This is a genomic window from Paenibacillus dokdonensis, assembly GCF_004916975.1.
Taxonomy (GTDB): domain Bacteria; phylum Bacillota; class Bacilli; order Paenibacillales; family Paenibacillaceae; genus Paenibacillus_AQ; species Paenibacillus_AQ dokdonensis.
In genome coordinates this window covers 2384156-2407200 of sequence record NZ_STGQ01000001.1, presented here as the reverse complement: position 1 = coordinate 2407200, position 23045 = coordinate 2384156, and the positions used below count along the sequence as shown (strand labels likewise).

General features: G+C 43.0%; 24 protein-coding genes and 1 pseudogene. 7 read left to right on the top strand and 18 right to left on the bottom strand.

The genetic code is table 11. From position 1 onward, the window contains the following. Nucleotides 1-146 precede the first annotated feature (146 nt). The gene (locus E6W40_RS11100; RefSeq protein ID WP_136605525.1) at nt 147-713 is read left to right on the top strand and encodes a DUF4062 domain-containing protein; all 567 of its coding nucleotides are present in this window, start codon (nt 147-149) and stop codon (nt 711-713) included. 222 nt (nt 714-935) lie between these two features. Here E6W40_RS11100 and E6W40_RS11095 read toward each other — a convergent pair whose 3' ends face one another. From E6W40_RS11095 to E6W40_RS11080, 4 genes are all read right to left on the bottom strand, one after another. Next, nucleotides 936-1685: a DUF3600 domain-containing protein gene (locus E6W40_RS11095; RefSeq protein WP_136605524.1), complete on the bottom strand. Its 750-nt coding sequence runs from the start codon at nt 1683-1685 to the stop codon at nt 936-938. Next, nucleotides 1672-2259, bottom strand: a complete 588-nt coding sequence (locus E6W40_RS11090) for a sigma-70 family RNA polymerase sigma factor (RefSeq protein WP_136605523.1) — start codon at nt 2257-2259, stop codon at nt 1672-1674. Before E6W40_RS11090 ends, E6W40_RS11095 begins: the two co-directional genes overlap by 14 nt. 737 nt (nt 2260-2996) lie before the next feature. After that, on the bottom strand, nt 2997-3380 hold the full coding sequence (locus tag E6W40_RS11085; RefSeq protein WP_136605522.1) for a hypothetical protein: 384 nt from the start codon (nt 3378-3380) through the stop codon (nt 2997-2999). A 115-nt stretch (nt 3381-3495) separates the two neighbouring features. Next, nucleotides 3496-4707 carry an MFS transporter gene (locus E6W40_RS11080; protein ID WP_136605521.1) on the bottom strand — a complete coding sequence of 404 codons (1212 nt, stop codon included), beginning with the start codon at nt 4705-4707 and terminating at the stop codon, nt 3496-3498. Nucleotides 4708-4834: 127 nt separating this feature from the next. On the opposite strand from E6W40_RS11080, the gene E6W40_RS11075 reads away from it, so the two are divergent. Next, entirely contained in the window at nt 4835-5722 is an 888-nt protein-coding gene (locus E6W40_RS11075; protein WP_136605520.1) for a LysR family transcriptional regulator, read from the top strand. 401 nt (nt 5723-6123) lie between these two features. Here the strand turns inward: E6W40_RS11075 and E6W40_RS11065 are convergent, their stop codons facing one another. Beyond that, on the bottom strand, nt 6124-6945 hold the full coding sequence (locus E6W40_RS11065; RefSeq protein WP_136605519.1) for a DUF2785 domain-containing protein: 822 nt from the start codon (nt 6943-6945) through the stop codon (nt 6124-6126). Between the two features lie 344 nt (nt 6946-7289). Between E6W40_RS11065 and E6W40_RS11060 the strand changes: the two genes are divergently transcribed. Further along, nucleotides 7290-7877, top strand: a complete 588-nt coding sequence (locus E6W40_RS11060) for a TetR/AcrR family transcriptional regulator (RefSeq protein WP_136605518.1) — start codon at nt 7290-7292, stop codon at nt 7875-7877. Nucleotides 7878-8002: 125 nt separating this feature from the next. Further along, a complete protein-coding gene (locus tag E6W40_RS11055) occupies nt 8003-8881 on the top strand; it encodes a haloalkane dehalogenase (RefSeq protein WP_136605517.1) in 879 nt (292 codons plus the stop codon). A gap of 368 nt (nt 8882-9249) precedes the next feature. Here E6W40_RS11055 and E6W40_RS11050 read toward each other — a convergent pair whose 3' ends face one another. Beyond that, entirely contained in the window at nt 9250-9678 is a 429-nt protein-coding gene (locus tag E6W40_RS11050; protein WP_136605516.1) for a MarR family winged helix-turn-helix transcriptional regulator, read from the bottom strand. A 159-nt stretch (nt 9679-9837) separates the two neighbouring features. Here E6W40_RS11050 and E6W40_RS11045 point away from each other — a divergent pair, with 159 nt between their 5' ends. Both E6W40_RS11045 and E6W40_RS11040 read left to right on the top strand, forming a co-directional pair. Then, nucleotides 9838-11148, top strand: coding sequence for an amidohydrolase family protein (locus tag E6W40_RS11045; protein WP_136605515.1), 1311 nt, complete (start codon nt 9838-9840; stop codon nt 11146-11148). Nucleotides 11149-11647: 499 nt separating this feature from the next. After that, nucleotides 11648-12124: a GNAT family N-acetyltransferase gene (locus tag E6W40_RS11040; protein WP_136605514.1), complete on the top strand. Its 477-nt coding sequence runs from the start codon at nt 11648-11650 to the stop codon at nt 12122-12124. Between the two features lie 256 nt (nt 12125-12380). Here E6W40_RS11040 and E6W40_RS11035 read toward each other — a convergent pair whose 3' ends face one another. From E6W40_RS11035 to E6W40_RS11015, 5 genes are all read right to left on the bottom strand, one after another. After that, nucleotides 12381-12851 (bottom strand): DinB family protein, encoded by a 471-nt coding sequence (locus E6W40_RS11035; RefSeq protein ID WP_136605513.1) that lies wholly within the window; start codon nt 12849-12851, stop codon nt 12381-12383. Nucleotides 12852-13120: 269 nt separating this feature from the next. Then, entirely contained in the window at nt 13121-13525 is a 405-nt protein-coding gene (locus E6W40_RS11030) for a hypothetical protein (protein ID WP_136605512.1), read from the bottom strand. A 194-nt stretch (nt 13526-13719) separates the two neighbouring features. Further along, complete coding sequence (locus E6W40_RS11025; RefSeq protein WP_136605511.1) at nt 13720-14946, bottom strand: copper amine oxidase N-terminal domain-containing protein; 1227 nt, start codon at nt 14944-14946, stop codon at nt 13720-13722. A gap of 317 nt (nt 14947-15263) precedes the next feature. Further along, nucleotides 15264-15593, bottom strand: a complete 330-nt coding sequence (locus E6W40_RS11020; protein ID WP_136605510.1) for an iron-sulfur cluster biosynthesis family protein — start codon at nt 15591-15593, stop codon at nt 15264-15266. Nucleotides 15594-15596: 3 nt separating this feature from the next. Continuing rightward, nucleotides 15597-16223, bottom strand: coding sequence for a TetR/AcrR family transcriptional regulator (locus tag E6W40_RS11015; protein ID WP_136605509.1), 627 nt, complete (start codon nt 16221-16223; stop codon nt 15597-15599). Nucleotides 16224-16383: 160 nt separating this feature from the next. Between E6W40_RS11015 and E6W40_RS11010 the strand changes: the two genes are divergently transcribed. Further along, nucleotides 16384-16746, top strand: coding sequence for a winged helix-turn-helix transcriptional regulator (locus E6W40_RS11010; protein WP_136605508.1), 363 nt, complete (start codon nt 16384-16386; stop codon nt 16744-16746). Between the two features lie 124 nt (nt 16747-16870). On the opposite strand, the gene E6W40_RS11005 is transcribed toward E6W40_RS11010, so the two are convergent. The 7 genes and pseudogenes from E6W40_RS11005 to E6W40_RS10980 form a co-directional block, all read right to left on the bottom strand. Beyond that, nucleotides 16871-18082, bottom strand: coding sequence for an MFS transporter (locus E6W40_RS11005; protein ID WP_136605507.1), 1212 nt, complete (start codon nt 18080-18082; stop codon nt 16871-16873). Between the two features lie 65 nt (nt 18083-18147). Next, nucleotides 18148-19572 carry a hypothetical protein gene (locus tag E6W40_RS11000; protein WP_136605506.1) on the bottom strand — a complete coding sequence of 475 codons (1425 nt, stop codon included), beginning with the start codon at nt 19570-19572 and terminating at the stop codon, nt 18148-18150. A gap of 335 nt (nt 19573-19907) precedes the next feature. Further along, nucleotides 19908-20111 (bottom strand): annotated as a pseudogene (locus tag E6W40_RS10995) (DoxX family protein); the annotation flags it as partial. 116 nt (nt 20112-20227) lie between these two features. Beyond that, on the bottom strand, nt 20228-20905 hold the full coding sequence (catA, locus tag E6W40_RS10990; RefSeq protein ID WP_136605505.1) for a type A chloramphenicol O-acetyltransferase: 678 nt from the start codon (nt 20903-20905) through the stop codon (nt 20228-20230). 165 nt (nt 20906-21070) lie between these two features. Beyond that, entirely contained in the window at nt 21071-21208 is a 138-nt protein-coding gene (locus E6W40_RS29430; RefSeq protein WP_168928884.1) for a hypothetical protein, read from the bottom strand. A 361-nt stretch (nt 21209-21569) separates the two neighbouring features. Beyond that, nucleotides 21570-22115, bottom strand: a complete 546-nt coding sequence (locus E6W40_RS10985; protein ID WP_246072961.1) for an SRPBCC family protein — start codon at nt 22113-22115, stop codon at nt 21570-21572. Between the two features lie 277 nt (nt 22116-22392). Beyond that, nucleotides 22393-22941 (bottom strand): NAD(P)H-dependent oxidoreductase, encoded by a 549-nt coding sequence (locus E6W40_RS10980; RefSeq protein ID WP_136605503.1) that lies wholly within the window; start codon nt 22939-22941, stop codon nt 22393-22395. Nucleotides 22942-23045: the final 104 nt, after the last annotated feature.

The following is a 23045-nucleotide window of genomic DNA, read 5'->3' as shown; positions in this document are numbered from 1 at the left end:
AACGCGGCTGTCGATCTATGTCGACAGCCGCGTAATAGTTTATTTATCAACCTCTCGTACTCCGTTAGTTCAAAGCTTGCTCATCGGTATAGAATCATATTCGAGTATGAAGTGCATCTATACTAATTTTTTATTTGGGAGGCCCTATGAGAAAAAAACTACAAATTTACATATCGTCTACTTTTAACGATCTTATTGAGGAAAGACATACCGCTGTTGAAGCCGTGCTTCAAGCCGGTCATATCCCTGCTGGAATTGAGCAATTTTTCAAGGAAAGTCCAATGGAAATTAGGAAGAGATGGATCGACGAGTCCGATGTATATATCCTGATTCTCGGAGGATTCTATGGTTTAACACTTCCTGATGAATCCAAGAGCTATACGCATTGGGAATATGAGTATGCCGGCGAAGCGGGCTTACCTAGATTTGCTTTTGTTGTCACAGATGAGGCATTAAGGCAAAAGCCATACGACTTCGCAGCAATTGAATACTATCAGAAGTTTCAAGAGTTTAAGCAATCGGTCATGGATCAAATCCCTATCTATTATGTTGAAGATGTACGGCACATTAAAATGGTACTCCGTGATCAATTGCCGGAGTATGCAGCAAGTGACGATTTGTATGGGTGGGTTTCCGGCAAGGATGTCCCGGACGTTCAAAAGCTGTTAGAAGAGAATGCAAGATTAAAGGCGGAGTTGGAGAAAAAGAATTGAAAGAGGGACTGGAACAACCGCCCCTTTCTTCCGTCTTCCTTTAATATTCCCCTTAAATGACCACGAATGATGATTCAATAAGTTGTAATAATAATACATAAAAGATTTGAATTAAGTGTGACCAAGCGACCGGTATTTTGGCTCGGTGATGTCGACCATTATGGCGTCACATCGCCGGAGCATACTTGAGGAATTTAACATCCATTATTGGAGACTAAGTTCTCACTTTATTAAAATGCCCAACTTCTTTAAAAATGGTTGCAGCTGTTGTACCACTTGCTCTATATTCGTTTGATCTTCTTTTGATAGCCGATCTACATGAACACTTCCATCCGGATCAAGCGTTTTCTCGTCATAAGTCTTCAATTCATACATTAATTTTTGATACTCATTGAATTCTTCTTTGCTGAGTATTTGCTTTGCTTGATTTAGCTGTTCTTTCCAGAACGCAGAGCTATACAGGGGTTTAGGTGTTTTCACCGCCGGCTGAACATCCTTTAATTTACGGAATATGGGTTCCAGCTCAGTTGTTAATCTTTTATAGTTGCTTCGCTCCTCTGTGCTCAATTTCTCAATATTAAATTTTCCATCTGCATCTGTCATTTTCAAATTATAGGTACCCAATTCTTTAAGTAAGGACATGAATCTTGTGAACTCCTCTTCACCGAGGCTTTGTTTGGCGGCCTGCAGCTTTGCCTCCAGCACATCATAATGTTGTTGCGTGACTCCAAACTTAGCGATATTTTCCTGCGAACCATAGATGGAATCAGATATGTAGCTGTAACCGGCAAAGGCACCCGCCGGTATTAACAATGAAGCAGCCAAAATACATGTCACGACCCATTTTTTCATTCGTCTTCCTCCTTGATTGTGTGCGACTTGGTTTAGTATTTTTTCCTTGAGCTCCGCTGGTGCTGACCATTCTTCGGTTTCTTCCTTAAAAGCAGTTCTCAACCTTTCATTGAGACTCATTTAGCTCCTCCACCTTTCCCATCGCCCGAATGTTAGTTTTCTGTTTTTTACGCATCTTTTGCAAAGCAGCATGAATCCGTGATTTTACCGTCCCAAGAGGGATTTCTAATGTGGCTGCAATCTCTTCTTGCGTGTAATCATTCAAATAATGCAGAATAACGACTTGCTTCAGCTTATAAGGAAGTCGATCCACACTTGCCAGCAGCGATCGATTCGATACTTTGTTGACTACCTCACTTGAGAAATCGTAAACCACGGCTTGGTCAATCTGTTCAGCTTTTTTCAACGTTCGTACATTTGTCCAGCTCTTTCTTCGGTGAGACTGAATTTGCCGCATGACCACTCCCATTAACCAAGGGCGGAACGGCCTGTTAATGTCAAACTTTCCAAGAGACCGATATACTTGAATATAAATCTCTTGAATGACATCCTCTGCATCTGATGGCTCCCGAATTAGGAAATAAACGGTTTTGTAAACATCCTTAATGGTAGCTTCATATAACTCACCAAACGCATTCCGGCTCCCGTCCAGCGTAAGTGCAATGAGCCTTTTATATTCAGATGGATGGTTCATTTGCCACCTCCTCCCCTTCAGGCTTACAGTATATATTGGTAATAAATATGGATATCGTTCGATTTTTTTCGAAAAAAATATTAGGACAAGAACTTATATCAAAAAAAGCCCGCTATTTATGCGGACTTTCTACTAAGCGGCAGCCTGTGCGTTGTTAATGAACTATTATATTGAAACTTGGTTGTATGAATAATCAAATTAGTTCCTTATGGAAGTGTATTGCTGATAACTGTAGGCCAGGTGAAATCTGAAGAAGCTTCAACAATCCGTTCTTTCACTTGTAATACAATAACTTCCCTTTCTCAATTTAGACGCATTTGGATTTTATGAAGTTGCGCTATTCAGTACGTTAGTTTTTAGAAAAGGCAGTCGATTACAAGGCCTTATTGCAACGAGATGAAGTTGGCTCGCCGGCCAATGTTCTTTAAAGTTAAAAAGGTTCGGATAAAAGACATAGTCAAATTAAAGAAAAATAAAAACAACCCGCTTTAGAATTAGAATACCGAGTTGTTTTATGTTTTGTGATTATTTGATTCTTACAATAATTCTTGAAGATATTGTTCAGCAGCCAACTTTTCATATGTGTCGCATTGGTTACAACTAAATATTTACATCAGTGGATGCAGTACATTAAGCTCTTCCAAACTCGTGATTTGAATGTAAACCGTTAGTGACAGAGTTCTGGATAGCTCTAAACCTGTCGAAAGAAGGCACTGCTATTATCTTTTATTGAATTTTTATATTTTTGTTAGCTTCACTAAATCTCGTTGAAGCACTGCCTCGCCTGTTTGTGGTTTGAAAGGTGAATTTGTTACACCATAAACGTTGGTTACAAAGTTAGCAACATCGGCTTGTGTTATTCGCACCTCGTATTTGAAGACGACCTTAGATACATCCGCATATAAAAATTTTGATTTATTGGCTCCTACTGTCACTGTACATTTGGTTAGATTACATGGTATCACTTTCAGAGGTACAGGATTACCATTTGACCAATCTATCACTTGTACAGTTATTTTCCGTGGAATGGCACCCAGATTGACGCAATCTACTAAAGCAAATTTGGTTTTGGGACTTCTTCTTAGTATTCCAGTGGTATATACGGCTCGTTTTCCTCTCATATTTATCCATCCTCCATCATATATTTGCTGTTTTCTCTATAATAAATGCAAATAAATGGCGATTTGATTGGATGATTGATGTTCCCGATCAGGTGAAAGAACTCATGAAATTAGCCTATTCTACGATTTCTGAATGTGTTTTGCGAATCGTCTTTACAGCGGACTGCGGTTTATGATGGATAAAATAGTATACGATGATGGCTCCCAATGCGACAACGCCGGCTGCCGCAAACATCGTGCGATAATTGGAATGGGAGCTAATCAAGCCCATAACATATGAGCCTGCTCCATATCCCAAATCGAACAATAAAAAGAACGTGCCGTTGGCCGCACCTGTTCGATGGATGGGAGACAGTTTCATAGCGAGAGCCTGGATACAAGGAAAAAGAGCTCCATATCCGATTCCCATGAAAGCACCCGATAACAGCACCATGGTTCCCGAATGGGATTGGCTCAATAAAAGCAGGCCCAGTCCGAATAAAACAAATCCGGGATAAAACAAAACATGCTCATTATATCTGTCAAATATTTTGCCGACCAGCGGCCTGAAAACGACAATCATCACAGCAAACACGATAAAGAACGTACTGGCCACTTTGGACTGGTGAATTTCATTGGCAAACGGCGCAATAAATCCGGCAATCGGGCTATAAGAAAAAGCCAGTACGAATCCCACGATTGAAATGGGTAGAGCTTTCAGCTCAAAAATCTCCCGCAGGTTGAATCTGTTTTTCGCAGCGGCTTGTTCGGGTCTAACCGGTGGTTGCTGATCTTTGACCGGAAACGCAAACAGTAATGAAAGAAACGCAATCCCGGCAATAACCGTCAATAGCAGAGTTCCGTTTTGATCCTGCCACAGTAAAAGGCCGAATGCCGGTCCGATAACCATGGCAATGCTCATAAACATACTGTAATAACCCATTCCCTCCCCTTTTCGGGCATTGGGAATCAAGGTAGAAGCAATCGTGCTCGTCGCCGTCGACGCAATTGCATAACTCATGCCGTGAAGAAAACGAATCATAAGGAATATTGCGATTCCTCTTGCTCCGAGATAGCTGATGCAGGCAAGCAGAAATATGATGAGCCCGATCAGCGCCATCTTCTTTTTACCGAAACGATCCACCCAGAGACCCGAAAACGGCCTGATCAAGACGCCTCCCAGCACATAAATCGTGATCACAAGTCCCATCTGCTGCGCATTTCCGTTTAAGCGATCTCCCATATATAACGGGAAGGCCGTAGCCGTCACGTAGAAAGTCAGGAACATAAAAAAACTGCTCAAACAGACAATCACAAAATTTTTGGTCCATATCTTACCTTCTGACATCCTCTCTACTCCATCCTTTCCTAATCAAAACAACAGCATGTGAAATATTATACATAAAAAGTTATTATCATGTATAATACTAATTATATAATTTACATATAACATTGATGTGATATAGGAGGCAGTGATGGAGTTTTTGCAATTGAAATATTTTCAGGCTATCGCCCGGCAGGAGAACATGACGAAAGCATCCAACCAATTAAATGTCTCTCAACCTTCGCTGAGCAACTCGATCCAAAGACTAGAAAAAAATTTAGGTGTTCCCCTGTTTGACCGGCATGGAAGACACCTCAAATTAAATGCTTTCGGGAAAGTTTACCTGAATAAAGTTGATGAGGCTTTTAGGGCATTGGAAGAAGGAGAAACGGAAATCAAAGAGATGGCGGGGCTAAGCCGGGGGCATTTAAGGATTTGCATGATGCTGCCACATATTCTACCGACGCTCCTGAAAGAATTTTTGGCTCGGCATCCTCATGTCCGAATATCGCAGCGCCAACCCAGCACGACGCTGGAAATGAGAAAGGAACTGGAAAAATCGAATATGGACTTTTGCTTGTCCACCTACCCTATCACCGGTCCCGACATTGAATGGCTGACCTTAGTGGAAGAGGAAATGCGGTTAACTGTGCCCAAGAATCATCCATTGGCTAAAAGAGAAAGCGTTCATTTGAGTGAAGTGGCCGACGAACCCATTATTTCCGTTCCCGTCAGATCGACATTCCGTGAAATTACGGATGAATATTGCCGCCAGGCAGGCTTCGAGCCGAACATTGCTTTTGAACTGGAAGAAACGAGCGCCATCCAAACCTTGGTTGAAATGGGGCTCGGCGTCACGCTGACCCTCCCCCTATCGCTAGGTTCTAGAGCCTTGAATAAGGAGACCGTCCAGATCAAAATCGTTGATCCGATTTGCGTCAGAACTTTCGGCATCGCTTGGAATCGGAAGCATTATTTGTCGCAAGCAGCTGTTCATTTTCTGGAATTTGTAAAGGAGTTTTTTGCGCAGTACAAGTAAATTAGTTGAAACAAGTGGAGGCTGATGCCTGCCAGAACTTGTCCTACATGCCGTTAATAAAATGAGCAGGCCTCCGTAGAACCTGCTCCTTGTCCTGCATGGCCGGCAATAATAATAGTGGCGTCTTGATGCGAGAGCGATTCACCGACGCTTACAGGGTTCATCATATCGTCCACGATCACCTTTATCTGTTTTGAGGAACGCTCGCCATGTTTTTGATAAAACTTCTCATAGTTTCGTCCACGACGAAGCAATAAGGACTAAAAAAAAGCAAAAGCTGCCAGGTAAAATCCCGTGGCAGCCATTAAGTAACTTCATTACCTTTGCTTTTTTAATGATCGGTCTGTCCCCTTGATCGTTGTACAAGTGAGGGTGCTTTTCCCCTCACACTTTTTTCTTAATTAGGCATAGTATACTTTTTCTACTTTATATAATGTGTGCTCGATAGTTGGGCAGAGATCAGCATCTACTTTGTAAAATTTAACTCGAAAGTATAAACTTTTCAAAAAGTTCTTTATATTATTTTTTTGTTTAAAGGCAGGAAGAAATTCCGAACTTTTCTCCACATCACCAAAACTTTTAATCCATTGCTCTACATAAATCTGACTAAGTATTTTTCTATTTAAAATACTAATTATGGATCTTACCATTCTCTCATCTTCCCCATCGGAGTAGGTTCGATCTGTTATGGTCATCTTCTCGTAAACTAAATCAAGGATGGTTATGAGGTCATTTTTATCCAGTCCGGAACATTGAGCCAAGTCGTCTAAGGCATCTGCTGCATGGGCTATGGCATGAGCCCAGCCTTTTTCTTCGTCATACCCACGGTAATCCCGCTCTTCTTGTACATTGTAAAATACTTTCTCTTTTATCTGACGAATTTGCTCTCTTGTGAGAAATGGTGATTCTCTATGCCTCATGAAGAAGAGCGGTATGACTAACATAGAGAAAGATCGAGTAAAGACAGAGTCTGTATTGGCTTCACCAAGCTTAAATAGTAAATGCTTTTTATCCAAAACAACAGGTAGAAGTTGTTCTAGATCGTTTACAGTTAAAAAATTACCAGGAATCCAATGTGATAAGGTTGTATAAATTAGCTCATCACGTAGTTCGGCATCCAAAGATCCGATGTGATTTATCATTTCTTGTATCAACTGGAGTGCGTCGGAAGGTGCTTGGTAGCCATTTTCCTTTATTAATATCAACTTTTCTTTTAAATTCATTTTACACGCTCCTACTAGAAGTTTCTGAACTAACTTTTTAATGGGGTTATATTGAGTATGCAGCTTCATTATGTACATCTTGCTGGGATACTATAGCATATTGATAGTTTCATATAAAGGAATAAATATGAGGCTCCCTAATCAGGGAATCTCTCGATCATGAGCCGCGATAAAAGGATCGATATATATAAACACATTAGGACAAATCCATCTTAGTTATAATCAATAGTTCCGAAGAATCCGAAATTATTGGACAATAGCGTTTCCAGCTCCACTGTATTGACATCTAATGACACGTAATCTAAAATAAATGTAAGTAAGCACTTGCATTAGGGGGTGTACTCATGAGTGCTAATCCAACTACAAGCGAAAGAATATTGCTCGCAACCATCAACCTTATGGCAGAAAAAGGATATGACAGCACAACGACCAAAGAGATCGCACTAGCTGCCGGGGTGAACGAAGTCACTTTATTTCGGCATTTTGGAACGAAAGAAAAACTTCTTGAGGCCGCTTTCAGCCGTTTCCACTATGGCAATGAGATGACTAAGCTTTTTAACGAAGGTCTTAAAGGACATCTGCATGAGGATCTCCTCATAGTGAGTCGAACTTATCATAACATCATGAACCGGAACAGAAAATTAATTTCAATCGCGCTAAAAGGAAGCAGTACTCTTCCTGACTCTGTTCTACAAGAGGCTTCGCGTAACCCGAAGCACTTGAAAAATTTGCTCGCAGATTATCTAACTACAATGTCATCAGAAGGCAAAGTGGTCTCCTCAAATCCTGAAATTCAAGCATTATCTTTTATGTGGATGAATTACGGGGCTTTCATCAGTGGACTAAATGCCAAAGATACGGTCTCGGAAGATACGCTGGATGAATTTATTGAAGAAAGCGTAAGTCTTTTTACTAAGGCTCTTAGCCCTTAGTTAATGATTTCTCTAAGAAAAGCTCCGAAGGGAGCTTTTCTTAGAATTCAAATGAAAGTATGTACTTGCATTCATTTAGGCAAGCATATATACAATAATCTGATAAATGAAAGGTGAGATTCTGAATGATTAAAACGTCTTTTCCCTACGAAAAAAAGCGTCAACGAGTGCTTGGTCTAGAGATGGCCTATGTAGACGAAGGAAGTGGCGATCCGATTGTCTTTCTACACGGCAATCCTACTTCCTCTTATCTCTGGCGTGAAATTCTTCCGTATGTTCAAAATTTCGGTCGTTGCATTGCTCCTGACCTCATAGGTATGGGCGATTCCGAAAAAATTCCCAATAGTGGTTCCCACTCTTATACCTTTGCAGAGAATCGTCGCTATCTCGATGCCCTTTTGGATCAACTCGGAGTTCGCAAGCGGGTTACTTTTGTGGTACACGATTGGGGGTCGGCCCTGGGATTTGATTGGGCGTACCGCCATCCGGAGGCCGTCATAGGAATCGCCTACATGGAGGGAATCATAAAACCTCGTAGTTGGAGCGAGCTCCCGGAACGCGGACGGAAAATATTCCAGGCTTTACGATCCGGGGAAGGGGAACAGATGGTGTTAGAACACAACTCTTTCATTGAGACTAACCTCCCTATCGGCATTCTGCGCAAGTTGACGGATGAAGAAATGACGGAATATCGTCGGCCATTTTCGCTGCCTGGCGAAGGACGCCGTCCGACGTTAACCTGGCCGCGACAACTTCCGTTTGATGGAGATCCGGCTGATGTGACAGAAATGGTTAACACGTACGGAGAGTGGTTGGCAGAGAGCTCGGTCCCGAAACTCTTCGTCAATTGTGATCCAGGCACTATGCCGACATCTCATGTTGAGTTCTGCCGTACCTGGCCAAAACAAACGGAGATCACTGTACGTGGACTTCATTATCCCCAGGAAGATTCGCCTCATGAAATTGGCGAGGCACTTGCTGCCTGGTTAAAGAATTTAACATAGTCTACCTGTACATCGAAGATTATACTATCGATTTCACCCGTCGTCCCTGTGAATTATCCTGGTCAGACACCCCTTCCTTCGGATTTCGGGTCGAAACTACAAATGACTACAACTTGACTGACCGCCAATACCATGAAAGCATCGTTCTGGGATATGGCAACCTAGCACGGAAGAAATTGAGGAAGGCGTAAACAGAATACACAAGTTCGTCTCTTCGAATCGGAATTCTCCCTCGAAGGGCGATGTAAACAATGAAGAACCCTTATCAATTAAGGGTTCTTCATTGTTTTTTACTAAAAATCAGCATCATTCGTTCCTCGTCGTAAGCGTATTTGTGCATCTTCCAATCTTCAAGTTACTTTTCTTCTTTATATGCGCTCATTGATTTTGATCAATAATTTCTTTAAGACTTGCTTCTCTTCGTCGGTAAGGACTTGAACGATATCTTCCTCCACCTTTTGGAATGATTCTTGAAAGTCTTCAATCAGTTCAATCCCTTTTGGCAATACATATATATTTTTTTGCCGTTCATTATTGACAGGGATTTTGCGCTCGATGAGCCCTTTTTGCTCTAGACCTTGAAGCATGCTTGTAATGCTGGCCCCTCGGAGATGAAAGCGATCAGCAAGGTCTTTTTGAATAATTTGATTCCTTTGGTTCTCGTAAATATATTCAATTACTTTTCCTTGTTGAGCGTTTAACCCCAGCTCTTTTATACTCTCGTCCGCTTTTTTCTTTAACTTAAGACCGATAATCTGAAACAAATCCAGATAAGGTGTATCCTTTTGGGATTGCATAATCCGTTCCCTCCTGTAATTGTTAGCAATCTAATTGTAAGTAAATAAACTATACAGTGTTGATATAGGCTTGTCAAACGAATATTAGCTTATTGACAGTTAGAAATCTAACAGTTATACTCCGAATTGTTGAGAGACAAACACTTGGGAGGAATTCAAATGGAGAAGGTAACACTAAATGCTGCGTTAGAACAAGTTACGGCGATTACAAATGTACGCATCTTTGATGGAGATCAAATTATTGCGCCCAGACATGTTGTCATTAAAGGGGATTCTATTATTTCGGTGGGCGGAGACATTCCGGCCGATGCTACGATTATTGATGGCGAAAATGCGACTCTCATGCCTGGTCTGATTGACGCACATGTCCATACCTCCATCAGCGGATTACGAGATGCCTTAAAATTCGGCGTTACAACAGAACTCGAAATGAACGGCGATTTTACTAAAAGAGGGCGCGAGATTCAGTTGAAAAATGTGAATGACGTCGCAGACGTCCGTTCTGCTGGCACAGCGATCACTGCTCCAGGCGGACACCCAGATGAATTACTGCCGGATGGAGATGAAATACCGGAATTCGTATTAAAGGAACTAGAGAAGTTATCGGAGGAAGACCGGGAAGCGATGTTGGCCGCATATGCTCACGATCACGAAGAAATACCGCAAGTGACGACGGTGGAAGAAGCGATTAGACATGTGCATACCCAAGTGGAGAATGGAGCCGACTATATTAAGATCATGATTGAAGAAGGAACGGTCATGGGTGCACCTGGCCTGCCTGTACTAAGCGACGAGATTTTAAGAACTGCCGTGGCAGAAGCCCACAAGTTCGATAAGCTGGTCATCGCCCATGTCTTGACGGCTCAATCATCGCAAGAAGCCATCAATTATGGAGTCGATGGTTTGGGTCACTTGTTTATCGACAGACCCGAGTACACGTCTGAGTTAGTGAAATCCATAGCAGGTTCAGGCGCTTTTGTTACACCGTGCTTGGTGTTGAATTCATCGATTATTGGAAATCCGGCATCGGAATTGGCGAATGATCCGCGTGTTCATTCCAAATTAAGTCCGGATTGGATCGATATTTTGAATTCAAGCTTCAATACATTCCCGCAAGGCACTATGGAGAACAGCTTTAAGAATGTGATGGACCTTCACCGTGCTGGAGTTGATATTCTGGTCGGGACGGATGTCGCGCCGGTTCCCGTTCCGAACCTTGGCGGCCTTGCTCATGGGGCCAGTGTCCACCACGAAATGCAGCTGCTGGTGAAGGCAGGGTTCACTCCGATCGAAGCTCTTCAGTCGGCTACTAGCAAACCGGCTCGTTGCTTTGGTCTTCACGATCGCGGCCGTATTACCGAAGGTGCGCGTTCTGATCTTATTCTCGTAAACGGTGATCCGACTACAAATATTTCGGATACCTTGTCGATCATATCTGTGTGGTTCAATGGTTCGCAGCAACTAGCTTAATCAGATCCGATCTTCCTGTACAACGAAAACAAAAACTCCATGCCAAAGCACGGAGTTTTTGTTGATTTAATTGATTATTTTAAGTTAACTCCAATCTTCTGTAGCTGCTGAATCCTTTGAAGGCTCAATCATAATGATCTGACCCTCTATCAGTACCCGTTTATCGTGTTTGTTATAAACAGGAAGAATCTCTTCTCATTATCCGCTTTTTTTAGCCGTTACTTTGGTAAATCTTACACGTGTGTGGCGTTTCATTTCACTAATCGTCAATGCAACGATTCTGCCAACTTCCTTCAGACCATCAATATCAACCTTGGTTTAAAATCGGTTGCATTGTCTGATATCATCAATCATTTCTTTATCCATACGTTCTCTTTTAGTTGACTTACTACAAAATAAGTATTAGCATATCTGTATTTCTAAAATGCGGACAAAGTCTCCATTTAGAAGATTCTATCTCTACAAACTTTTATTAAGGCCTAATTGAAGGAGATCGTATATGATTATTCGTGACATTAAAAAAGAAGACAATGTAAAAGTTAAAGAAATCATACAAGATTCACTAAAATCACTTGGATTAGCGATTCCTGGGACAGCTTATTTTGACCCTCAACTTAACGACCTTCATCAATATTATAATCAATTAAAACATGCGAACTACTGGGTGGCAGAAATGGAAGGTGAAGTCGTTGGCGGAATCGGTATAGCACCGTTTAATGAATATCATAAAGTTTGCGAATTGCAAAAGCTATACTTAAGTACAAAAGCACAAGGTTTAGGATTGGGAAAGATGTTAATGGAAACAGCTTTATCATTTGCCTTTACACATTACGCAAAATGTTATTTAGAAACAAAGCATGAATTAAAAACGGCTTGTAGTTTATATGAAAAATATGGGTTCACTCTATTACATGAGCCACTGTCAGGTTCTGACCATTCTGCTATGGATGCATGGTATTCAAAAGATTTGAATTAACTATCGACCAAGCGACCGGTATTTCGGATCGGCGTTGTCGGCCATTATGGCGTCACATCGCCGGTCCAGCCATTTACCTCCGCGACGGTGTCAATTTTGACGATGTCGCATTGATGAAAATCATCATCTCTTGAAAATGTCATGGAAAGTGCTCAAAAACATATATTGAAAAAACTAAAAAAGCCGCTATGATGCGACCTTTAAGTGTGAATGGTTATTTTTGTTGCCGTACAACCGAGCCCATTCGTTTATAGGGTTACACCCGATTTTCCCGATATGCCTGCCTTACCCGCTCGATCTGGGCGAGATGATTACGGACATGCTGGGTGCGCATTTTCAATAGCTCTTTAAACGTGTACCGTGCTCCATCGGGATATTCGCCGACTCGCTCAAACTGCTCGGGAGTCAAACTATTCAGAAGTGGCATCATGCTGGCCCGAAGCATTTGGAACAGGATCAGATGCTGCTCGAGATCCAATCTTTCATATTCCAGGTTATTTGCCCAAGCTTCCTGATCAAAAGATAGCAGAAGCGGCTCATCCTCAGCCAAGACTTTTTTCATCCGATGTAAAGCCAGGACTTCGGCATCCGTCACATGGATCACAATCTGATGGATGCTCCATTTATCCGGTGAGGGTTGGAAGCGCAGTTCTTCCTCAGACAATCCCTCGACGGCTTCTCGCATGAGCGAATAATCTCGGCTATACTCCTCAATCAATGTTTTCATCCGATTCTCTCCTTCATCATAATTTGAGTAACAGGAGCAGTTAGCTAAAATTAATATTCTATCGTACTTCTGTAGTATTTTACCATTTTATCGATACCCCGCTCAGGAATAAATGGTTATTAATTATTTTATATTCAACCCTACACAACTTGAATAAGGAATAACGCCATGCTACCTACACGTTAGCATCAAGAAGGCAGCCCATCGCATCCGCTGGCTGCCTTCTTGTTTAATAAACTATTTTTAAATGACAATCTCACATCGTGTTCTTATTCTTCTTCGCTTTCGCAAACCACTTCGGTAAATAAATTCAATGGGAAAATTGTTGGCACTCTACGGCCTGGAGTCTGAACAAACTCGACAAAGCCACGACCGACTCGAATTAATATTCCGCTCAGTTCGCCGATATCTTCTGCGGTGGCCGTCACGTCAAAAGGCAGCGTCCGTTTAGCTCTTTCGTTGAGGACGATATAGAATGAGGTTTGGATGGCGACGACCGTTGATCCAACCGTAAAAGTTGTCTTGGTTACGTTGGAGAGCTTACCTGTCGTTTTTGTCAGTCTCGGGAATCCGGGTTGGAACACCGTAACTGTCCGTCCCACAAGCAGCTGCAGACGCTGAACCAATGTAATATTTTGTGGGGCTGGACAGCCATGTATATTACTATTCCGCACAACATCTCCTCCTTTTTTATCATAGGGTTGACTCTATTAATTTATGCGATCGCTGTAACAATGTTTGGGTGAAGCCTCCATGGCATTAGGATCATTTTCCTGAAATATCACTTATTAGCAAAATTTTCACCATTCACGCAAGTAATGGCAGCCGATCGGCTGCCACTGCTAGTGGGATTCCTATACCAAGCTTGTTATTTCATTTCCTGCCAGCTTTTTAAATCGTGAATAGCGAAGCCGGCATAGCTTGCAAAGTGCGCCAATTGATTATGGGCGGACTGCAGCTCTTTCTCCATCACTTCGCTGCTCATGGAATAGAATGAGACCTGCGGACCCTCTGTGCTTTTGACTGTTTCTACAGCAACAATAACTTTCTTCTTAAGCGTGGAGGCTTCTCTCAGCATGGCCTGCGCATTTTCAACAATTCCATCGCTGCCTAACGCCTGGTTCCGATAATTCATGATGACGAGGCAATCGAACTTCTCCAGCATCCACGCGCTCATACTGTAATCCTTTCCAGGCACCTTAATCGAATTTAGCCAGAACGGAACGTCGATCGCAATTTTCAAGCCACTCCCTCTGATTTCTTTCTCGATCAGTCTCATATTATCCATCCAGCTTTCAAGAATCGTCTTATTGTCCGTCGTCCATTCCCTCAGCGCATAGGGTTCAATATCCAAATGCAATCCCGTAAAGCTTGCTTCCGTGCCAACAGAGGAATTATAGGCTTTAACCCACGCGATAAATTTTTGAATATCCCCCTGCTTAGACCTAGTGGCCCATTCGGGACGTCCCTCAAGTGCCTCCACTTGAATTCCTTCACTCTTCGTTTTTCGAATAAAGCCTTCATATATTGCAGGATCTATATCTTTATCTATTTGAAGGTAAATAGAGGTTACACCGTTACTTTTTGCGAAGTTAATCATTTGATCTTGATCCTTTTTCAGAATGTAACTGTCCCATATCCAAGTTCCTTTCGGAACACGGGTTACGGTAGTCATGATGCTCACCTGATTTCGCGTGGGCTGCCAATCTACAATGGCATGCAGGGCTTCACTAATAAAACGCAGCGGAACCATCGTACGGCCGTTTTTGAGCACCGCTGACCCTTCAAAATCTACCCTTTTACCATTCACCAGTGCATGATTTTGGCCGATTGCCAAACTAATGATGTCACGGTTAAGCGAGATTGTAATTTGTTTTGATTTTCCGTTCCATTTCGTCGCAGCACCGAGTTTATCGGATACAAAAGCAAGGGGAACCATCGTAAGGTTGGATCTCTGATCGACGTATGGGTGCTCATCTGGGAATTGTACTTCACGCCCATCCACGGATACGTTGACTTCAGAAGCGTAAATAGCGGGGGTAAACGCAGATAAACTTAGCATGATAGCTAACGTGCATACTAACAATTTTCTCATGAGTGACTTCCTTATCCTTTTTAATTTGTTCCTAAGTGTTGCACAATGAAATTATAAGGGCTGTAATGATTGGTAACAAGATCAACTGGTTCGATTGACGATCAGATTGAAATTAAGGATAGTTTTTGCAACGTTCTCACTGATCATAATCGATATCATCTATCATTAAAATAAAAAAAGCCGCAGATGCGCGGCGGTTAAGCGTAAAGAATATATCGCATACGAGGAACCGCTGCATAATCGGGGCTCCAAATCGTTGCAAGGGTTCTCTCACGATGAACTTGTATTGGCCGTATTTCTTCCAGCTGCAGCGCTGCTTAATTAGCGATATTCCTGCCGTCTTGGATTCGGACATTGGTACTATATAATGCCGAATCGCTGGTCACCTTGAACGACGGATAGGTTCGGTCCGCTTCCAGCTTCAACGCCTTGTCGAACAAGCTCTCCTGCTGCTTGTCGACCAGAAATGTAAATTTATTCACAGGAACCTTCACATCAGTGTCAAGCGGCCGCTCAAGAATCTCGATGGCCAACACTCCGTTGCACCCACAATTTTCGGTATCATAAAAAAGCTTGAAGAAACCGGGCCGACCTGCCAAACTTTGCGTTAGTTTTTCTTCCGTGTAAGGATCAATTACAATGATCATATGCTAGCCTCCCACTTGTGTCGTCGTCTTTGCGGATAAATCCCATACTCTCATCAGCTGAGTGATGGCAGCATCCATCGTTTCGTATGGAACATGGTCCCGGGCTTGTATCGAAATGCCTCGGAGAAATGTTTCGAATAACGTCAGCAGCATGGGGATATCGGTTGAATCGGGCAACTCCCCATTGGCAACACCCCGTTCTATGCAGCTTTTAAGCCAACCGCGAACCCTTTCCCGTTCCTTCGCGAGCAACTCTTGAATGTGGTGCTGCTCAGGAGAACATTTGACTGCAGACAAAACCAACAGACAACCCAAAGGATGAGAATTCTCTGTCTGCATCCTCGCCGATTGTCGTAATCCCTGTTCTATTGCTGCTTTTGATGTCAAGCTTGTATCCCGGAAACGATCTGTCACATCTCCATAAGTGTATATATATCGTTCGACCGCTTCACGGAACAACGCTTCCTTGGAATCGAATGCCGCGTAAAAGCTCGCCGCTGAAATATTTCCCATCACTGCACGCAGCTGTGAGAGTGAAGTGGATTCAAATCCATGCTCCCAAAAAAGATTCATCGCGGCAGTAACCGCCTCATCACGGTTAAATGCGCGCGGGAGTCCTGTTCGTGGCATCAGATGACCTCCTTTTCCTTCCTTTATACTAATCGATCCACAATTCCTTGACAAATGAGCAGAATTATAATTAATATATAGAATGATCAATCCATAACTCGCAATAAGTAAGTAACGAACAATCTGATCCTCTTTTTTACAGAAAGGGATGTGTTAAAGGATGATAACGTTTAGAGATCAAACCTATAGCTGCGCCTCCGAAATTGTACTCAGCTTAGTCAGCGGCAAGTGGAAAATAGCTATTTTAAACCAGTTGGCAAAAGGTCCGATCCGATTTAATGAACTGCAGCGGCTTCTTCCGGACACAACACAACGCATGCTTACGATGCAGCTAAGAACACTTGAAGACGACGGACTCATTCGTCGCAAAGTTTATCCGGTTTCACCGCCCAAAGTGGAATACGCTTTATCCGAGCTTGGCGAAAAGCTGGCTCCCATGCTTCTGATGTTATGTGATTTTGGCTCTGTCTATATCGAGAGTTTTCCCGAAGAAGATTCGCACAACAAAATAAAGCATGCGTGAGGAATACTGATTTGAATACGGTTCGCTGTCTGTGCAGAGAAAATGATAACGCCGTACTTGGAACGTTAAGAGGTACCCCAAAAGGGTACCTCTTTATTTTGTATTCCATATTCACAAGCTTCCTTCAAATTGACCGCGCTTGTCCCATCTCCTCTTTCGAGGCGCTGCTGCGAGCCTTTCGCCCCAATCTGTAGTTGATTAAAGCCAGTACCGCAGCCAATACGGCTACAAGCCCCCCGGTCCAGGAAAGATCCATGAGCTTCATGTTCGTCGTGACAAATCCACCCAAAGTGGATCCCACCGCAATGCCGACATTGACGGATACGGAGGTTAAGGATGCTGCCAAGTCTTTTGCCTCAGGAACATGCTGGTCTGCCCAATCGATGAAATACAGCTGCATCGTCGAATTCATCAGATAAACAACGAGAGCCATCAATGAGATGCTGACGAGTCCACCTGCAAGCGAGCCGGAAGTAAAGTAAAGGGATGCCAATATGACGGCCTGAGCCAGAAGTACATAGCGGATTCTTCCCATTCCGTTACGGACAGCAAGCTTACCCCCGATTAACGTGCTGAAGATGGACACGACGCCATACAGTAAAAAGACAAGACTAATATAGCGTGCCGGAACCAAAAGCACATCCTGAAGCAAAGGAGCTAAATACGTAAAGACACTATAAGTTGCGGCAATGCTGAACGCAGGAATAAAGAATGCAAGCACAATTCTAGGATAGGCGAATAATTGGAGTTGTTTTTTCAGTGAACTCCGCGTTCCCTTTAGTCCTCTAGGAATGGTAACGATGCTTGCTATTAGTGAAATGATCCCGAGCAGCGTGGTAAACCAATACGTCATTGGCCATCCTCCCCATTGCCCGATGAAAGTGCCAATAGGGACACCGAGAACGCTGGCCACGGTGAATCCCGTGAAAATAATGGAGATCACCGGCCCTCTTTTATCGACAGGCATCGTTTCACTGGCCACCGACATCGCAAGTGCAATTAAGACGCCGGTAACCACGGCCGTGATTACTCGGGACACTAACAGCAGACCATACGATCCGGATATAGCCGTGATCATATTCCCTACAATAAATATACCTGTTAAAGTGAGAATGAGCGGATACTTGGAAAATCGACTGAATAATGCCGTGAAAACCGGAGTTCCTATGGCAAAAGTCAAAGCAAAAGCCGTCACCAGGGAGCCTGCGACCGATATGGCGATCTTCATATCCGCAGCCACCTCGGATAATAATCCGACCATCACAAATTCACTGGTTCCCAGGACAAAAGTCAGTAAAAATAAATTAAAAGTGAGAAGCTTCTGTTGTCTAGTCAATAGATTCTCTTTCCTCTCCGATCCAGTGTGTAAATCTTATTTCTCTAATAACCTTCTCTTACGACTTACAGCAATAGAAATTGTGTACCGAAGCCTTTACCGGAAATATAAGCCGCTTCCAGCTCCTCTGGATCCCCGTTGTCCAATAAAACTACATTTTCAGGATATAGCTTGCCTAACAAGGCCCATAACACCAGTTCACTTCCGCCGGTTGAAATAAAATGGATACCGTCGCTGTTCGTCACCATGCCGGAGCGGGAGAGGATGTCTGACGCAAGATGCGAGCTGCTCATATCCCGCTTCACCAATGCGCCGCTGGCATCGCCGGTTTTTTTCGGCCGGTATAAAAAGCGATGTCCCCGAAAAAGCTGACCGAGATCGACTGAAAATTCGCGATCATTCATTTCCAGGCTGAATTGCAATGTCGTTCGATCAGCACCGGAATTTGGCAGCAAACGGGCGATGGAGGGTTCATCGTAATTTTCTCCGGAAAACGAAAATACGTCCTCTTTTACTGGTGTACCCTCTCCTGCCTCGATCCGCGGCGCAGCATAATAATCGTCATATTCATAGTCGATGGAGACCGCCTTTACATCTTGTGTATCATCTGCAGCTATCGTTTGTACCGGATGCCACTTCAGCAGGTAAAGCGGCGCTGTACGGGCCGATTCTCCCAAGACAGCCGGCAGGATAGTCCCCAGACGGTATTGGAAGCCGTAACCGGCTTTGCTGAGTCCAGAGCTAACTACATTTTGGGCATACTGAACAATCGATTTATGTGTGAGCTTCTTTCCGAGCAGCTGTGTTAAAAAGACCTCACGGACCGGCTCCAGAAAACGCAGCCCTTTAAACTCCGCGTATTCCTTCACTTCAAACGGAACCTCCTCCCAATTCGAGAACGGAAGCAAAGCATCCCGCAGCAATACGAATTGGTGCAGATATTCATTATAAATTTGCATGATCCTCGGGCCGCCATAGGGTCCCCATACTTGAGCGATGGCTTCCGGGATCAGGGTATGTCCGTAGCAATGGCTTCGAAATTCCAGCTTGCCAAGCATTTCCGGGCCGTACTGATCAAGCGTCCGCTTATCTGAATTAATCTCACGGGCCCAGCTAACCAATTGTTGGCCTATACGCTCCGCTTGTGCCGTGAGCTCGACGCCAGCTTTATCTTCCAGCGCTAGTGAGCCTAGTGGCAGAGATGACACCCGTCCGGAAATCGCCAGGTTGGCCTGAAGACTGTCCAAGAGCACCGTCGGATCATCATGTACCGGTTCACCAAGCTGCACGAGCATCGCCTCAAGCATTTTGTCCAGCTCGATGACGATATCCTTTGCCCGATATATGCCGGCAGTCAATTTCCAATCCAAAGCCTCGTTCGTGCCCGGTCTGATGGAGTCGTCAGAATAGCTGCCTATAAGAGACTCAACGTCGATGGGCTTTCCCCAATGGATTTGCTTATCTTCCAAAGTAAGTTGATATTGTTGCATGTTTTGCACCTCTTCCAACAAAATTTTTTAACGATCGTTCCGCGCTTCGATATCCGGATTGATCGATCTATATGTATGTTATCAGGTTATGAAATGCTTGAGTAGTACGCACTTTTTTGTGTGATCGGATCATTTTTGTAAGGTAGGATACTTTTTGATACTGGTATTATGAGGTGGTATCAAAGATCTTTAGTGAAAATAGAAAAGGCCCATGACGTTGAACGTCATGAGCCCAGGTTCCTTATTAAGTCATCTTCCATGGAGTAATTCATTACACAGAAGAACCGGACATGTTGGGAATCCGATTCTTGTGCTAGCAAAGGTAGCTTTACTCATTAAGATAAGCGGCTCTTTGGTGACCGTAGTGCCCACGAGGCGATATTTAGAGCAGCATATGAAAGCGGCAGGATCAGATTAAATCCTTAATCACCAAAATCGTCAGCAAATACATGAGATAATGCCGCACCAGTCATCAAGAAGAAGATACCCGCATGAACCCATTCTTTTAGCCGAGGAAAGCCTGGTACGACGAGAGCAAGGTTTGAACCTATATTCTCCCATATGCTGATTAAAAAGAAAAAGTGGATATCGTTTACAGTAAAAGCTTTCTCTGAACTTGTCATAAAGTCGATCCGTGAAACGTATCCGTCTATTCTTACTCTTTAGCGGAATATGGACAGTTTGGCAACCATTCCGTACATGTATCCGCACGTGATTGCAGTTCATGATATAGCACGGAAGCGTGATAACCGTCGCATACCGCATGGTGAAATTGTCCCGATAATGGTAACAGTATTTTATCGTCATGCTGAAAATATTTCCCCATTGTAAAGATCGGTAGTAAATAGGTTCCCTCATTATACACGTTGAGGTTAAAACCCGTGAAGCTGACCCACGGAATGCTAGAAATGGGGAAAGTGTTAGGTGGTTCATTTTCTTTAGCGATAAATTGTTTAACACCACCATACATTTTCATATCATCAAGATAGCGATTGTAGAAATCATTAAAATCTTCACCGTACAACGTCCAGATGCTTGAAAAGGTCTTTTCATCATCATGGAAAATAGTAAAACTTGGCGACATGCTATACCAATAACCTAATCGACCTTCCGAATCAAAACAGGTGCGAAATTCACTATGGCGGTTTACCACCGTCGTTATCATGTGAATTAGTGCTGGGTACAGCTTAATCCCCTTAATCTTAAGCTCAGACAGTAAAGCGGTGATTTCAATATTTACTGTCATGCTATAGGTGCATCTCACATTGTTTAAATAATGCTCAAAATAGGGTCTTCTCCCCCAGGTTTCCATGACAATTGGATTGAATTTCATATATTATAACCTCCAAAAATGATTAATTTATTTCGTTTTTGGAGGTTAGATCCACTGCTTTAACCATATCCTAATCACAATCCCTACACTTTATTTTTCTTCTGCCCTTTCATTGACTCCGCATCCGTGGATCTGAAAACATGACTGCCGCTGTTCTTTTTTGACCTAATGTTTGCCGTTCGATGAAAGCTGCAGTTCCTCTTCAGTATCTTCCCACTCGACAGTAACATTAATGATTGCATCATCCTGCGGAACCAAACCATTACTTCCCGATTTATGAATGATTTCTTTATGCCCTGACAATACTGTTTCTCCACTTCCTCCCGTTAGTCCTCCGGAGAATTTATATTTGACTTTGCCTACTTTAGAAGGGTTATCTCCCTTGTATGTTAATGTCAATGTGTCACTATGATTCCCATCATTGATGCCCGTAACGACGTAGCTTGCTGACCAATTCTTACTTTCGCCAGTAAAAATTATGGAGGAGCTATTTAAACATCCGGATAAAAAAACGCTATGAATAAACAGATCAGAATCCCTTTTATTAAAATCCCTCCCTCGAGTATGGACAAAGATTATATATTATATAACGACAGGGAAAACGATTTGTTACATTATCATGTCAAATCCAACAGATGATCACGTTGATGCATTTTCAAATGACTCAAATTATCCGTATTAAAATAAAAAAGCCTGATAAATCAGGATTTTCATCTTCATAACAACTCAAATGGTTTGTTAACGTGCGACTGTTCGATTCTCGGGTGGCAGCAACGATCATAATGCTCATCGATCTTCTCCTCTTGGCTTCTGCCTCGATCGTTTCCTTCATCACTTCCGCGCCGCGATTGATACGTGCTTGAATCTCCGGAGCGAGATGGGCCGGAAGAAAATCAGTGATCCTAATTAATTTGGTACTGTTGTCATCATGAGGAGAGACTTGAAACGATGCATGATGATTCAGAAGAGGCATGCGTCCTTCAACAACAGAGTACGCCATTCGGCGTTCCTCTTCATCGATAGAAACGATATACTCGCGTGTAATGCCTCCGCCTGCCAAAAAGAGTATTCTTTCATAACCGTCTATCAGCGTGTTCTCAGTATATCCGGGAACCAGACGATAATGAACGGCACCTATGTCGCTAACGGCGTCCCATACCTGATCGGGTGAGGCAACAATCATAATTTCTTTGCGAATCGTTGGCATCATATTCACTCTCCTTAGGCTCATTATATTTTTGACTTGATTAATAGATCAATCATAAAAACTCAGATAAATCCCTTTCTAACGGAATTATTTTATTAATTTCTGATTTAAAGGAATTAATAGTTTATATCATTAATCATAGAGCGACTAGGTGTTTAAACTGCTCCACTTCTCTGAAATAAAAAATCCACAACCTCTTGGCGGTTGTGGATTAAACTTATGGTGGCGAACCACAGCTCTTCAAAAGCATATTCGGTGAATTTTTAGCCCTACGTGCACCTCAATATTGAGTTTCTACAACAGCAGGTACAAAAATCTGTTCCGCATACCTGGCACCTTCTGCCTGAAATGCTACATCACTCATCCGATCGACGTTATACGTTACAAATGCAGGGAGATAGTTCGCTTTGCACTTGTAAAACGTCGCTTGAATCGGCCGCAGCAGCTCACTGATAGTAAATCTATCAGCCCCGCCTGCTCGATAGGAGTGTTCTGGACCTCCAATCGTTGTGGCCAGCATGAATTCTTTGCTCCTCAAGCTGTTCCCACCCGGACCAAACGCCCAGCCGGAAATCAGTACATCATCCATCCATTTCTTCAGCAGGGGCGGGCAACTGTACCAATAGAATGGAAATTGGAATACCACTCGGTCATACTGAAGAATAAGTTGCTGCTCATGCTCAATATCAATATTCCAGTCCGGATATTCATTGTATAAATCCCGGACATCTATATCTCCCTTCGCATTCAGCTTCGCATATTGCATCAGCGTACGATTGGCACGGGAGTTCTCTAAATCCGGATGTACCATGATCACCATAATTTTCACACTCAGGTCTCCTATCTGGTTTGAATTGTTTGACACCCCCATTATGTTTCGAATTGGTATTTTTGAAAAGTACGCTCTTTTTATGTATTTAATCCGCTTTATCG